Genomic DNA, 13280 nt, shown 5'->3' with positions numbered 1-13280 from the left:
CAGTGATTTTCGGACGCAAGAAGCGCAGCGAAGACCTCGACGACGACATCGAGCAGATGACCGACGTCGAAGCGGAGCAGGAGGACGACGAACTCCCGCTAGGAGACTCCGAGCGCTGGGACGCCGAGTTCACCCGTGCGGAAGGCCCTTTCGACATCTCCGAGGTGGACCTGGAAGCCGACGCGGACGAGGTCAGGCGCCTGGACATGGGACCCCTGATTCTTACGCCCTTCCAGGACATGACGCTGCAGCTGCAGGTCAACCGCGAGACCAATCAGGTGCAGTCGTTGCTCGTCGGGGATGGTCGATCCGCGCTGGAGGTGGCAGTGTTCGCCGGACCGGCCAAGTCGTCGATGACCGGCGAGATCCGCGACGAGGTGATCGAGTCCACCCGTCAGCAGGGGGGCCGCTGTCAGGCTGTGAAGGGACCGTTCGGCACCGAGCTGCGGCGCGCGCTTCCGGTCAAGGACCAGAACGGGAATCCCGCGATGCATCTGTCGCGGACATGGCTGGTGCCTGGACCCGGCTGGGTCCTGAGGGGGGTCCTCCTCGGCAAGGCCACCTTCGAACCCGACGACGAGGAGATCGCGCTCCATCTGTTCGAGTTCTTCAGCAACCTGGTGGTGCGTCGCGGCAACACCCCGGCCGCGCCGGGCAGTCTGCTGCCGATGCGGGTGCCTGAGGCGAAGGGCTGATCCCGTGGGCAAGCATTCGGTGGCTGATCGACTGCGGCGCTACTTTCTCTCCCACGAGGAATTGGAGGCCCGTGAGCTGCTGGAGCAGGCCGAGGACAGCGGAGCCCAACCGCTGACCTCGTGCCAGATGCGCTCACGCGTCGTTCTCCAGGGAACCATCACCGCCGTCACGTCGGATGCGCAACACGGATGGCTCGAAGCCGAAGTCAGCGACGGCTCAGGCACAGTGAAGCTCGTCTGGATGGGACGCAGCAGGCTGGAGTGTCTGCTCCCGGGCAAACACATCCGGGTCGACGGCCGCCTGGCCCAGGCAGATGGGGTTTGCGTGATGTACAACCCCGACTTCGAGATCGTGCCTCAGTCGTCGTAGACGTCGGTGGCGAACATCGCCGCCAGATCCGCCTCGGACTCCTGCGTGACCAGGAACAGCAGCTCGTCGCCGCCCTCGAAGGCGCGATCGCGCTCGGGGGTCAGGGGAGCGCCGTCCCGGATGACGGCCACCAGGACTGTGTCGCCCGGTAGCTCAACGTCTCTGAGTCTGCGGCCGGCCAGATGCGACGACTGCGGGAGCGTCACTTCGGACAAATGGGTGGTCGACTTGTTGAAGGTCAACAGCCGAACCAGATCCCCCGTGGAGACAGCCTCCTCCACCAACGCCGACATCAGGCGCGGGGTCGACACGGAGACGTCCACCCCCCACTGCGCGTCGAACAGCCATTCGTTGCCGGGATGGTTGACCCGCCCCACCGTGCGTGGCACCCCGAACTCGGTCTTGGCCAGGAGCGAGTGGACGAGATTCACCTTGTCGTCTCCTGTGGCGGCGATGGCCACGTCGCAGTTCTCAAGCTCGGCCTCCTCCAAGGACTGCAACTCGCAGGCATCGGCCTGGAACCAGTCCGCCCCCGGCACCGAGTCCGGCTTGATGGCCGCCGGATCGCGCTCGATGAGGAGGACCTGATGCCCGTTGGCGATGAGTTCCCGGGCGATGGACCGGCCCACGTTTCCGGCCCCGGTGATGGCGACGCGCATGACTCTCCTAGTGCTTGGCCGGGGGATAGGCGAAGAGCGTCTCCAGCTCATCGGTGCGGTCCGTGTGACACGCGATGTAGATCAGATCGCCGTCCTGGAAGATGGTGTCGCGGTCCGGCACCAGCCCGCGACCCACGCGCTGCACGAAGGGGATCGGAGACCCGGCCGCTGACTGCAACTCGCTGATCCGTCGTCCCACCCATCCACTGTGGACGTGGATCTGGAGCAGGCGGGCAGTCCCTGTGGGGTCCCGCCAGACGGGCTCGCTTCCCTCGGGCAGGAGCCGACGCAGCACCTGCGTGACGGTCCACTTCACCGTGGCCACCGTCGGAATGCCCAGACGCTCGTAGACGGCTGCCCGACCCTGGTCGTAGATTCGCGCGACAACGTTGTCGATGTGGTAGTTCTCCCGAACCACGCGGGCGGCGAGGATGTTTGAGTTGTCGCCGGAGGACACCGCCGCGAATGCGTCGGCCTTGCGGATCCCCGCGGCTTCGAGGACCTCGCGGTCGAACCCGACGCCCTTGATGGTCAGGCCCTTGAAGTCCTGACCCAGGCGGCGGAACGCATCCAAGCTGACGTCGATGATGGCGACGCTGTGGCCACGCTTCTCGAGGCCGGTGGCAAGCATTGAGCCCACCCGGCCGCAGCCCATGATGACGATGTGCACCCTATGACTCCTTCGGCGGCTTCTCGCAACAGAACCTACACCCCAGGGGAGGAGGGCTGCGCAATGACTTTGGAGGACAAGAGGTCTACCGTAACCCCGTGAACGTGATGTCGGCGCTCAAGCGCATGGTGGTGGGGCGGCGTCTCACCAACGCCCAGATGGGGGAGACGCTCCTGCCCAAGAGGCTGGCCCTCCCCGTTTTCGCCTCCGATGCGCTCAGCTCTGTGGCCTATGCCCCGGATGAGATCCTGATCACGCTGTCCCTGGCGGGGATGGCCGGGTTCATGTTCTCCTGGCAGATCGGCGTGGCGGTGGCGGTCGTCGTGGCCATTGTGGTGATGTCCTACCGGCAGACGGTTCACGCCTACCCCAATGGAGGCGGTGACTACGAGGTCGCCACCGTGAATCTGGGCAGGTACGCGGGCCTGACTGTCGCGGCCTCGCTGCTGGTCGACTACGTGCTGACGGTCGCGGTGTCCGTGTCCGCCGGTGTCATCAACGCCAAGGCCATGGCTCCGTTCCTTGACGGCTACGAGGCGTGGACCGCTGTCGGAGTCATCTTCTTCCTGACCTTGATGAACCTCCGGGGGGTGCGAGAGTCCGGCGCCATGTTCGCCATCCCGAGCTACGTCTTCATGGGCTCCATGTTGCTCATGATCGGGATCGGGCTGTTCCGGATCCTGGTATTAGGGGAGGAGCTGGTGAGTGAGACCGGAGACCTCATCGTCGTAGCCCCCGAGGGTAGCGCGGAGTTCGCCGGGTGGGCCATGGTCGCCATCCTGGCGCGCTCGTTCTCGTCAGGTGCCGCGGCGCTGACCGGCGTGGAGGCCATCGCCAACGGTGTCCCGGCCTTCCGCAAGCCCAAGAGCACGAACGCCGCCAGTGTGCTCACCATGCTGGGGGTGTTGGCCATCACGATGCTCCTCGGCATCATCGTGCTCGCCAACCTCACGAGGGTGCACCTGATCGACGAACTGTCGGGCACCCACTACGTCAACGCCGCCGGCGAGACCATCCACAGCGCGGCGCACACCGTGACCGGCCAGTTGGCCCGTGTCGTGTTCATGGACTGGTTCGAGCCCGGGTTCTACATCGTGATCACCGCGACCATGCTGATTCTCTTCCTGGCCGCCAACACCGCTTTCAACGGCTTTCCGTCGCTGGCGTCGATCCTCGCCCGGGACGGCTTCCTCCCGCGCCAGCTGCACACCCGCGGGGACCGGCTGGCCTATTCCAACGGCATCGTCATGCTCGCTGTCGCGGCCGCAGTGCTCGTCCTCGCCTTCGACGCGTCGGTCACCGCGCTGATCCAGCTGTACGTGGTAGGTGTCTTCCTGTCCTTCACCGTCGGTCAGACGGGCCTGATCATCCACTGGACCCGCGCCCTCCGTGGGGAGCAGGACGTGAGCGCACGCAAGCGGATGGTCCGGGCTCGCATCATCAACACGGTCGGCGCCGCCGCCACTGGGATCGTCCTCATCATCGTGCTGATCTCCAAGTTCACGCACGGGGCGTACCTGGCGGTCGTCGCGATGGCCGTCCTGTTCGCACTCATGCTGACGATCTCCAACCACTACCGGGCTGTCGAGCAGGAGGTCGCGCTCAGGCCGGACTCGGATCGCGCCCTGCCGAGCCGGGTGCGTGGAGTGGTCCTGGTGCAGAGGGTCAACCTCCCGACCCTGCGTGCCATCGCCTTCGCCCGTGCTGCCCGCTCCACGACGCTGACGGCCGTCACCGTCGCCGTGGACGACGACGAGGTGGAACGGATCCTCGACGAGTGGGAGGCGGAGGACTTCGGCACCCCACTCAAGGTGATCGCCTCGCCGTACCGCGAGATCACCGGGCCGTTCATCAAGTACGTGAACGAGTTGCGCAGCGAGAACCCGCGCGACGTGGTCATCGTCTACATCCCCGAGTTCGTCGTGGGCCACTGGTGGGAGCAGTTGCTTCACAACCAGACGGCGCTGCTGATCCGTACCCGCCTGCACTTCATGCCTGGTGTCATGGTCACGAGCGTGCCGTATCAGTTGAAGTCGTCCGGCAAGGCGAAGGCGGCCGCCAACAAGGCCTCCGAGCCACGCAGGCGATGAGCGTTGAGGTGCGGCTCGAGCGGGTCGCGCACGGCGGGTACGTCGTCAGCCGCGCCGAGGGCAAGGTGTTGTTCGTCACCGGGGGGCTTCCGGGGGAGCGGGTAGTCGCGGAGATCACTGAGACGGGAAGACGGTTTGACCGGGCGCGAGTGACCCAGGTGCTTGAGGCCTCCGACGGCCGGGTTGAGCCGCCGTGCCCCATCGCCGAGCGATGCGGGGGGTGCGACTGGCAACACGCTGACCAACCCACCCAGTTGAAGCTGAAGACCGCCGTCGTGGCCGAACAGCTTCAGCGGCTGGCTGGAGTCGACTGGAACGGAACGGTCGAGGCGGTCCCCGGGGGGCTCACCGGCTGGCGCACGCGGGTGCGCTACGCCGTCGACGAGGCAGGCCGGGTGGGTTTCCGGGCACGGCGTTCGCATGAGATCGTCGCGCTGCCCGAGGGCGGCTGCCTGATAGCGGCGCCCGGGCCGACGGTGGCCGAACTCACGCTCCAGGCCCGCCCCGGAGGAGAGCTCGAGGTCACGGTAGGCGAGGATCGCACCGTCGTGACCGCCGTTGCCGGGGGGAGACGTGAGGCCACTGTGCGGCAACGCGTGCGGGGCCGAACCTACGAGGTGGCCCCCGGCGGATTCTGGCAGGTCCATCCACACAGCGCGGACACTCTCACTGGCGCGGTGCTGGAGGGTCTACGGCCGGAACCAGGAGATCGCGTGCTCGATCTCTACTGCGGGGTCGGGCTCTTCGCCGGCGCCCTCGTGGACGCCGGATGCATGGTGCTGGGGGCTGAGCTGTCACGCGAGGCGGTGCGTCTGGCCCGCCGCAACGTGCCGGAGGCCGACTTCGTCGCCGGCGCCCTTGAGCGGGGGCACCGCGACCTGCCCGAGTGGGCCGACCTCGTGGTGCTCGACCCGCCTCGAAAGGGGGCCGGCGCTGATGTAGTCCGCGCGATCGTCGATCGGGGACCACGAGCGGTGGCCTACGTCGCGTGCGACCCTGCCGCGCTCGCCAGGGACCTCGCCACTTTTGCCCAGCTCGGCTACGGATCGGTTGATATCAGGGCCTTCGACCTGTTCCCCATGACCCACCATGTGGAGTGCGTGGCGATCCTGCGCCCCCGGCCTGACGCCCCTGACCAACCCCTAGACTGACGGGGACCGGCGATGGCGCCGCGCATGCGTGAACCATGGTATCTTGATATCAAGACAGTTTGGCGAGTGCCAAGTTAAGGAGAAGGATGAGCGTCAACAGTTTCGGGGCCAAGGCGAGCCTCGACGTCAACGGCACCTCGTACGAGATCTTCCGGGTCGATGCGGTCCCGGGCTCGGAGAAGTTGCCCTTCAGCCTCAAGGTCCTCCTGGAGAATCTGTTGCGCACCGAGGACGGCGCCAACATCACCCGCGACGACATCGCGTTCCTGGGCGCCTGGGACCCGGCCGCTCAGCCCGATCATGAGATCCAGTTCACGCCCGCCCGCGTCATCATGCAGGACTTCACCGGCGTGCCATGCGTGGTGGACCTGGCCACCATGCGCGAGGCGGTCGCGGGGCTCGGTGGGGACCCGTCGAAGGTCAACCCCCTCTCGCCCGCAGAAATGGTCATCGACCACTCCGTCATCGCGGAGGTGTTCGGCATCGCCGGCGCCTTCGAGGCGAACGTGGACATCGAGTACCAGCGCAACCGCGAGCGCTACCAGTTCCTCCGGTGGGGCCAGAAGGCGTTCGACGACTTCAAGGTCGTGCCGCCTGGCACCGGCATCGTGCACCAGGTCAACATCGAGCACCTCGCGCGTGTGGTCTTCCCTCGCCTCGTGAACGGCGTCCTGCAGGCATACCCCGACACCTGCGTGGGCACGGACTCGCACACCACCATGGTCAACGGCCTGGGCGTCGTCGGGTGGGGCGTCGGCGGAATCGAGGCTGAGGCGGCCATGCTCGGACAGAGCGTCTCGATGCTCCTCCCGCGGGTCGTGGGCTTCAAGCTCACCGGCAAGCTGAACGAGGGCACCACCGCGACAGACCTCGTCCTCACCATCACCGAAATGCTGCGTGAGCACAAGGTGGTGGGCAAGTTCGTCGAGTTCTACGGCGACGGCGTGGCGGCGGTGCCGCTGGCCAACCGCGCCACGATCGGCAACATGAGCCCCGAGTACGGCTCCACCATCGCCATCTTCCCGATCGACGAGCAGACGATCGCATACCTGAGGCTCACCGGACGCGACGAGCAGCAGATCGCCCTCGTGGAGTCCTACGCGAAGGCGCAGGGGCTGTGGCACGACCCGAGCGTCGAGCCGCAGTACTCCGAATACATCGAGTTGGACCTCGCCACCGTTGTCCCCTCCATCGCAGGTCCGAAGCGTCCGCAGGACCGGATCCGCCTCGACGAGTCGAAGGCGGCCTTCCGCGAAGCGGTTGCAGGGTTCGTTGGAGCCCCGCATGACGCGGACGCCTACTCCGGCTACGACCGGGCCGTCGCGGCGACGATGGAGGCTTCCGACCCCACCGGAGTGAATCCGAGCAGCGTGGACGATTCGCCGGCCCCGTCGGACCCGGCACACCACACGATGCGCCCCCGCGTGCATGCCGCGGCACCGGTGACCCTGGCCGACGGGACCTCCTTCGAGCTGGATCACGGCGCCGTGACGATCGCCTCGATCACCTCCTGCACCAACACCTCCAACCCGAGCGTCATGATCGGCGCGGGCCTGGTGGCGAAGAAGGCGGTCGAACGCGGTCTCACCCGCAAGCCCTGGGTCAAGACATCGCTGGCCCCCGGCTCGCAGGTGGTCACCGACTACTACGACCGCTCCGGGCTCACCAGCTACCTCGACGCCATCGGATTCAATCTGGTCGGCTACGGGTGCGTTACCTGCATCGGCAACTCCGGTCCGCTGATCCCGGAGGTCACCGACGCCGTCAATGCCCACGACCTGGCGGTCTCGGCGGTCCTCTCCGGAAACCGCAACTTCGAGGGCCGGATCAATCCCGACGTCAAGATGAACTACCTCGCCTCGCCGATGCTTGTCATCGTCTACGCGCTGGCGGGAACCATGGACATCGACCTGTTCAACGATCCGATCGGGCAGGATCCGGAGGGCAACGACGTCTTCATGCGCGACATCTGGCCCACCGAGGCCGAGATCGACGAAGTCATCAACGACTCGATCAGCGCGGAGATGTTCGTCACCCGCTACGCCGACGTGTTCGCCGGCGATGAGCGCTGGCGGTCGCTCCCCACCCCGGACGGCGAGACCTTCGAGTGGGATGCGGACTCCACCTATGTGCGGAAGGCGCCCTACTTCGACGACATGCCCGCAGAACCCACACCGGTCGAGGACGTGTCCGACGCCAGGGTGCTGCTCAAGCTGGGGGACTCTGTCACCACGGACCACATTTCGCCCGCGGGGAGCATCAAGGCGGACTCGCCGGCCGGCCGGTACCTGACCGAGCATGGGGTTGAGCGGAAAGACTTCAACTCCTATGGATCGCGCCGCGGCAATCACGAGGTCATGATTCGAGGCACGTTCGCCAACATCCGGCTGCGCAATCAGATTGCGCCGGACACCGAGGGCGGCTTCACGCGCGACTTCACGGTCGACGGGGGCCCGGTGACCACCGTCTACGACGCGTCGGTCAACTACGCCGCAGCGGGCATTCCGTTGGTGGTGCTGGCGGGCAAGGAGTACGGGTCCGGCTCGTCGCGTGACTGGGCGGCCAAGGGCACCGCACTGCTGGGCGTCCGGGTGGTGATCGCCGAGAGCTACGAGCGGATCCACCGCTCCAACCTGATCGGCATGGGCGTCCTCCCGCTCCAATATCCGGAGGGCCAGACCGCCCAGACGCTGGGGTTGACGGGTGAGGAGTCCTTCTCTGTCTCGGGAGTCACGCAACTCAACGAGGGCTTCACGCCGAAGACCATGACGGTGAAGGCGGTCCGCCCGGACGGCACCGAGGTCGTCTTCGAGGCGGTCGTGCGCATCGACACGCCGGGGGAGCGCGGCTACTACGTCAACGGCGGCATCATGCAGTACGTGCTCCGAAATCTCGCCAGGAGCTGAGCCTGTCGTCGCGCAAACGAGGCGGTCCCCTTCGGGGGGTCGCCTCGTTTGCGTCTCCCTGGTCTGGTCGAGGTCTTTACTTCTGTCGGGGGCATGAGATTCAATAGAACACATGTTCGATGATGACGAAATGATCCGGGTCTATGTGCCGCCTGGGTGGCCGGGCACGGTGCGGCCGCCCGGTTCGCAGGGGTGGCTCGCCTCGGCCGAGGGCTATCTTCTGGATTGCTGCCCCGCGGAGTATCGGGGATACCAGCTGCTACGTCGGCATCCGGTGGTACTGGCACGCCTGGCGGGGGAGTTCGTCGCCTCGCAGCTGCTGGCCACCAGGACGGGCCTCACGGGCCTGCGTTCTTCCCTGGCCGGCGCTGTGGACTCATCCACCGCGGATCAGGCCGCAGCCCTCCTGCAGCAGGAGGAGGCACGGCTCACCCGGGTGGCCAGGGGAGTAGATCTGGTGGAACAGGCGCTCCGGGACGCGCGGTTCGTGCCCAGGCTGTAGCGGTTCGTAGCGGGGGTGCTCTGGTGTTAGGGCCTACTATTGTGCGCATGTCCTTGGTCGAATCGATCCAGAGCCCACGCGATCTTCGTGCGCTCTCCCGGCGGCAGCTCGTTCAGCTCGCCTCCGAGATCCGGTCCTTCCTCATCACGAAGGTGAGCCGGACGGGTGGCCACCTGGGGCCCAACCTCGGCGTCGTTGAGCTGACCATCGCCATCCATCGGGTGTTCGACTCGCCGTCGGACCCCGTCATCTTCGACACGGGCCACCAGAGCTACGTGCACAAGATCCTCACGGGCCGGGCGGCCGGGTTCGACACCTTGCGTCAGCGCGGCGGGCTGTCGGGCTACCCGGAGCCGGCCGAGTCCGAGCACGACTGGGTGGCCAATTCGCACGCGTCCACGGCCCTGTCGTGGGCCGAAGGTCTGGCGAAGGGATTCCGGCTCCGCGGCGAGCAGCGCACGGTGGTTGCCGTGGTGGGCGACGGCGCCCTCACCGGCGGCATGGCCTGGGAGGCGCTCAACAACATCGCGGCCACCCCCGGTCTCCGCCTCGTGGTGGTGGTCAACGACAACGGCCGTTCCTACACCCCAACGGTGGGCGGCCTCGCGAACCACCTCGCAGGGCTCCGCACGGACCAGCGCTACGAGAAGACGCTCAGCCTGATCAAGCGCACTGTGAACCGGATGCCGCTGGTGGGGCGTCCCGTCTATGACCTCATGCACGGCGTGAAGACCGGTATCAAGGACGTTGTCGCCCCGCAGTCGATGTTCTCGGACCTCGGGATCAAGTACATGGGCCCGCTCGACGGCCACGACATCACCTCCCTCACCAATCACCTTGAGCAGGCCCGCCACTTCGGGGGACCGGTTCTTGTCCACTGCGTCACCCGGAAGGGTCGCGGCTTCCAGGCTGCGGAGGAGCATGAGGAAGACAGGTTCCACGCCGTCGGCCGAATCAACGAGATCACCGGCGAGCCGCTGTCGGCCTCAGTGCAGGCCACCTGGACCGACGCCTTCGCCGAGGCGATGGTGCAGGTGGGTCAGCGTCGCCCCGACGTGGTGGCCGTCACAGCTGCGATGCTGTACCCCACGGGGCTCGGCCGGTTCGCCGCGGCCTTCCCGGACCGCACCTTCGACGTCGGCATCGCCGAGCAGCACGCCATCGTGTCAGCGGCCGGCATGGCGCGCTCCGGCCTGCACCCGGTGGTGGCGTTGTATGCCACGTTCCTCAACCGTGCCTTCGATCAGGTGCTCATGGACGCCTCGCTGCACGGTGTGGGCCTCACCATCGCCCTGGACAGGGCGGGTGTCACGGGGACGGACGGCCCGAGCCACAACGGGATGTGGGACATGAGCCTGATGGGCCTCGTGCCAGGGCTGCAGCTGGCGGCTCCGCGGGACCAGGCGCGGCTGGTGGCCGCCATTGACCGGGCCGTCGAGGTCGATGACGCCATCACGGTGGTGCGCTACTCCAAGGAGCGCCTCCCCGACGAGATCGCGGCTGTGGCCCATGTGGGCGAGGGACTGGCCCGCGTTGACATCCTCCGTCGAGCCGAGGGAGCCAGGGTGCTCATCGTCGGTTACGGCCAGTTCGCCGGGATGGGCCTGGGCGTGGCAGAGCGGCTGGGGGACCAGGGAGTGCCCGCCTCGGTTGCCGATCCGCTGTGGGCCCTGCCTGTCAGCCAGGATCTCGTCAGCCTCGCCGCCGGGCACGATCTCGTCGTGACCTTGGAGGACAACCTGGTGGAGGGTGGCGTCGGCCAGAAGCTCCGCTCAAGGCTCGCCGATACCGGCGCCGCCACGCGGGTCCTCACCTTCGGTATCCCGCAGCGCTTCCTTGCCCACGGATCACGCGACGAGGTGCTCGAGGAGATCGGACTGACGGCTGCCAAGACCTCCCTGCAGGTGTTGGGTGTGGTCCTGAGCGGATCAGAGCTGGAGGAGACTGCGGGGCGTCCGGCCTAGCTGTCGAGGGCCTCGGCTATCAGGGGCTCCAGGAAGTCCGCCTGCCAGGGCCTGGCACCCAGACCGATCAGCGCGTCCCGTGTCACGACGCTGTGCTCGAACAGCGCTCCGTGCAGTGCCGCAGGGGGAGCCACCAGACTCGGCTGTAGCCCGCCAAGGTCGCACGCCAACTCGTCGACGGCCGGACGCACCTTGGCCCACCGCTCGGCGGCCTCCGGGTTGATCCGGTCCCAGGTGCGGGGGTGGGGCACGCCGGTGTGCGGTCCGCGCCGGGGTGGGTAAAGGGCTTCCGGCATGGCCCTGACCTCATCCAGCGCCCCCATCCAGTTGGTGAGGAAGCGCTGCCCGGGCTGGGTGCTGAAGCCGGGGAGGGCCTGGGCCTGGGCGCGGGTGGGGACCGCCTCCCTGGCTCGGACGGCCAGTTCCAGGATTGCGGAGTCGTGCAGGATCCAGCCGGGAGGCCGGTCGCGTCGCTGCGCGATGGCGTCGCGCTCCAGCCACAAAGCTCGTGCCACGGCGTATTGCCGGGGCGTGCGAAGGGTGGTGATGCCGGTGAGGCGTCGCCATGGGTCCACCCTCGGCTCCGGCACCGCGGTGAACCGCGTGAGGGCGTCGTCGAATTCCTGGTGCGCCCAGGTGTCGCGGCCGGTGGCGCGGAGTTCATCGCCGAGGATGACGGCGAGTTCAAGCAGGTAGTCCACATCCAACGCTGCGTACGTCAGCCAGGAGTCGGGCAGCGGGCGCTTGGACCAGTTGTCCGCGGAGTGGGCCTTCCGGAGCCGCACCCCGAGTTCCGCGAGGAGGAGCGCGCCCAGGCTGGCACCCGGCTTCGCGAGGAGCCGTGCCGCCAGCTCGGTGTCGAAGAGCTGCGGGGGAATGATGCCGATCTCACGCATGCAGGGCAGGTCCTGGCTTGCGGCATGGATCAGCCAGGTGGCCTCGCCGCAGGCCTCAACCAGGCTGCTGAGGTCCGCCGGCCCGTCGTTCTCGAACGCGATGGGGTCGATCAGCCACGTGCCCGCTCCTTCCCGACGGATCTGGAGCAGATAGGCCTTCGGCCAGTAGCGGTGCCCGTGGGCGCGCTCTGTGTCGAACGCGACTGGACCCGTGCCGGCGCTCAGCGCGGCCAGGCACGCAGCGAGGGAGGGCGCGTCCGCGACCACGGGCCGGAGCGGTTCGCGGCTCTGCTCGACGTAGGTCACGAGCGCCGGCCCAGGGGCAGTGTGGCCACGCCGGGGGGAAGGGGCGGCTGGCCCGCCACCTGGCCCACGAGGTCCTCCCATGCGGCAAGGTGGCTCGTCAGCGGGTGCCGGTCGTCCAGCGTGGGGGTCCAGGAACAGCGGAGCTCGACCTCGGCGCGGTCTTCGTCGGCCATCTCCCCGAAGCCCCTCCCGTAGGAAGCCGTGACCGTCCCGGCCAGCGCCTGCGCGAGGCAGCCGCGGCTCTCAACCGCCTCGGTGAACCACGACCATGCAACCTCGGGCAGCAGTGGATCGGTCACCATCTCCATCTCGACGTCGGCGCGGACGTAGGTGACGAGGCGGAAGGTTCCACCCCAGGACTCGTTCCCGGAGGGATCGTGCAGGAGGATGAGTCTCCCCGAGGCTAGGGGCTCGTCTGTGCCGGCGAGCTCGGCCTCGATGGCCACCGAGAAGGGCGCGATCCGCTGAGGGGACCCGATCTCGTCCGTGTTGAACCCGCGCCTCCAGGTCATGGACTCGAGCTCTCGCAGCGCCCGCGCGAACGGCTCCGGGGGGATGGGGGTCACGTTCGCTGGCACGGGTGACAGCCTAGGCCGGGGCGCATCCGATCCAGCGATGGCGCGCCGGGCGCGGGCCCGGCTAGGCGCGCCTGAGGCGCAGGCTGACCGAGTTGATGCAGTAGCGAAGGTCCGTGGGGGTCTCGTAGCCCTCGCCCTCGAAGACGTGGCCGAGGTGTCCGTCGCATGCGGCGCAGCGGACCTCCACCCGGGTCCGCCCGCGGATGGAATCGTCGCGCAGGTAGCGGACCCGTTCTTCGGCCAAGGGGGAGAAGAAGCTGGGCCATCCGCAGTGGGAGTGGAATTTCTCGGTGCTGCGGAAGAGCTCGGCGCCACACCCGCGGCACTCGTAGATGCCCTCATCCTCAGTGTCCGTGTATTCCCCTGTGTAGGCCATCTCGGTGCCGGCCTGGCGCAACACCTTGAACTCCAGCGGCGACAGCTCGGTGCGCCACTGGTCGTCGGTCTTGGACACGGGGGCGACGTAAGGCTCTGTCATGCATCGAGCTTAGGC

12 protein-coding genes are annotated in these 13280 nt (G+C 67.6%); 7 read left to right on the top strand and 5 right to left on the bottom strand.

The genetic code is table 11. The features are described from left to right. Positions 1-2 precede the first annotated feature (2 nt). Both H5399_RS09720 and H5399_RS09715 read left to right on the top strand, forming a co-directional pair. Complete coding sequence (locus H5399_RS09720; RefSeq protein WP_370585734.1) at positions 3-695, top strand: DUF3710 domain-containing protein; 693 nt, start codon at positions 3-5, stop codon at positions 693-695. Positions 696-714: 19 nt separating this feature from the next. Then, a complete protein-coding gene (locus H5399_RS09715) occupies positions 715-1065 on the top strand; it encodes an OB-fold nucleic acid binding domain-containing protein (RefSeq protein WP_182782843.1) in 351 nt (116 codons plus the stop codon). Here H5399_RS09715 and H5399_RS09710 read toward each other — a convergent pair. Together H5399_RS09710 and H5399_RS09705 are read right to left on the bottom strand one after the other, a co-directional pair. Continuing rightward, positions 1053-1724, bottom strand: a complete 672-nt coding sequence (locus tag H5399_RS09710) for a TrkA family potassium uptake protein (protein ID WP_182782842.1) — start codon at positions 1722-1724, stop codon at positions 1053-1055. The genes H5399_RS09715 and H5399_RS09710 overlap by 13 nt on opposite strands. 7 nt (positions 1725-1731) lie before the next feature. Next, positions 1732-2379 (bottom strand): TrkA family potassium uptake protein, encoded by a 648-nt coding sequence (locus H5399_RS09705; protein WP_182783099.1) that lies wholly within the window; start codon positions 2377-2379, stop codon positions 1732-1734. Between the two features lie 113 nt (positions 2380-2492). Between H5399_RS09705 and H5399_RS09700 the strand changes: the two genes are divergently transcribed. The 5 genes from H5399_RS09700 (at position 2493) to dxs (ending at position 11007) form a co-directional block, all read left to right on the top strand. Further along, positions 2493-4484, top strand: a complete 1992-nt coding sequence (locus H5399_RS09700) for an APC family permease (RefSeq protein WP_182782841.1) — start codon at positions 2493-2495, stop codon at positions 4482-4484. Continuing rightward, complete coding sequence (locus tag H5399_RS09695; protein ID WP_182782840.1) at positions 4481-5635, top strand: class I SAM-dependent RNA methyltransferase; 1155 nt, start codon at positions 4481-4483, stop codon at positions 5633-5635. The genes H5399_RS09700 and H5399_RS09695 overlap by 4 nt, the downstream gene beginning before the upstream one ends. Positions 5636-5721: 86 nt before the next feature. Next, a complete protein-coding gene (locus H5399_RS09690; protein ID WP_182782839.1) occupies positions 5722-8541 on the top strand; it encodes an aconitate hydratase in 2820 nt (939 codons plus the stop codon). Between the two features lie 112 nt (positions 8542-8653). Further along, positions 8654-9043 (top strand): hypothetical protein, encoded by a 390-nt coding sequence (locus tag H5399_RS09685; RefSeq protein WP_182782838.1) that lies wholly within the window; start codon positions 8654-8656, stop codon positions 9041-9043. A gap of 47 nt (positions 9044-9090) precedes the next feature. Next, positions 9091-11007, top strand: a complete 1917-nt coding sequence (dxs, locus tag H5399_RS09680) for a 1-deoxy-D-xylulose-5-phosphate synthase (RefSeq protein WP_182782837.1) — start codon at positions 9091-9093, stop codon at positions 11005-11007. Here the strand turns inward: dxs and H5399_RS09675 are convergent. The 3 genes from H5399_RS09675 to msrB form a co-directional block, all read right to left on the bottom strand. Further along, complete coding sequence (locus H5399_RS09675) at positions 11004-12209, bottom strand: HRDC domain-containing protein (protein WP_182782836.1); 1206 nt, start codon at positions 12207-12209, stop codon at positions 11004-11006. The genes dxs and H5399_RS09675 overlap by 4 nt on opposite strands. After that, complete coding sequence (locus tag H5399_RS09670) at positions 12206-12787, bottom strand: DUF3000 domain-containing protein (protein ID WP_370585733.1); 582 nt, start codon at positions 12785-12787, stop codon at positions 12206-12208. Before H5399_RS09670 ends, H5399_RS09675 begins: the two co-directional genes overlap by 4 nt. Before the next feature lie 61 nt (positions 12788-12848). Beyond that, a complete protein-coding gene (gene msrB, locus H5399_RS09665) occupies positions 12849-13265 on the bottom strand; it encodes a peptide-methionine (R)-S-oxide reductase MsrB (protein ID WP_182782835.1) in 417 nt (138 codons plus the stop codon). Between the last annotated feature and the right edge of the window lie 15 nt (positions 13266-13280).

Source organism: Tessaracoccus sp. MC1627 (assembly GCF_014164725.1).
Taxonomy (GTDB): domain Bacteria; phylum Actinomycetota; class Actinomycetes; order Propionibacteriales; family Propionibacteriaceae; genus Arachnia.
The sequence above is the reverse complement of the archived record's forward strand: the minus strand, read 5'-3'. Positions and strand labels throughout refer to the sequence as shown.

What these genes read in the sequence shown, in the direction of transcription:
- H5399_RS09710 (WP_182782842.1), bottom strand. Translation starts at nt 1,724, where the DNA reads ATGCGCGTCGCCATCACCGGGGCCGGAAACGTGGGCCGGTCCATCGCC.
- H5399_RS09705 (WP_182783099.1), bottom strand. Translation starts at nt 2,379, where the DNA reads ATGGGCTGCGGCCGGGTGGGCTCAATGCTTGCCACCGGCCTCGAGAAG.
- H5399_RS09695 (WP_182782840.1), top strand. Translation starts at nt 4,481, where the DNA reads ATGAGCGTTGAGGTGCGGCTCGAGCGGGTCGCGCACGGCGGGTACGTC.
- H5399_RS09690 (WP_182782839.1), top strand. Translation starts at nt 5,722, where the DNA reads ATGAGCGTCAACAGTTTCGGGGCCAAGGCGAGCCTCGACGTCAACGGC.
- H5399_RS09685 (WP_182782838.1), top strand. Translation starts at nt 8,654, where the DNA reads ATGTTCGATGATGACGAAATGATCCGGGTCTATGTGCCGCCTGGGTGG.
- dxs (WP_182782837.1), top strand. Translation starts at nt 9,091, where the DNA reads ATGTCCTTGGTCGAATCGATCCAGAGCCCACGCGATCTTCGTGCGCTC.
- msrB (WP_182782835.1), bottom strand. Translation starts at nt 13,265, where the DNA reads ATGACAGAGCCTTACGTCGCCCCCGTGTCCAAGACCGACGACCAGTGG.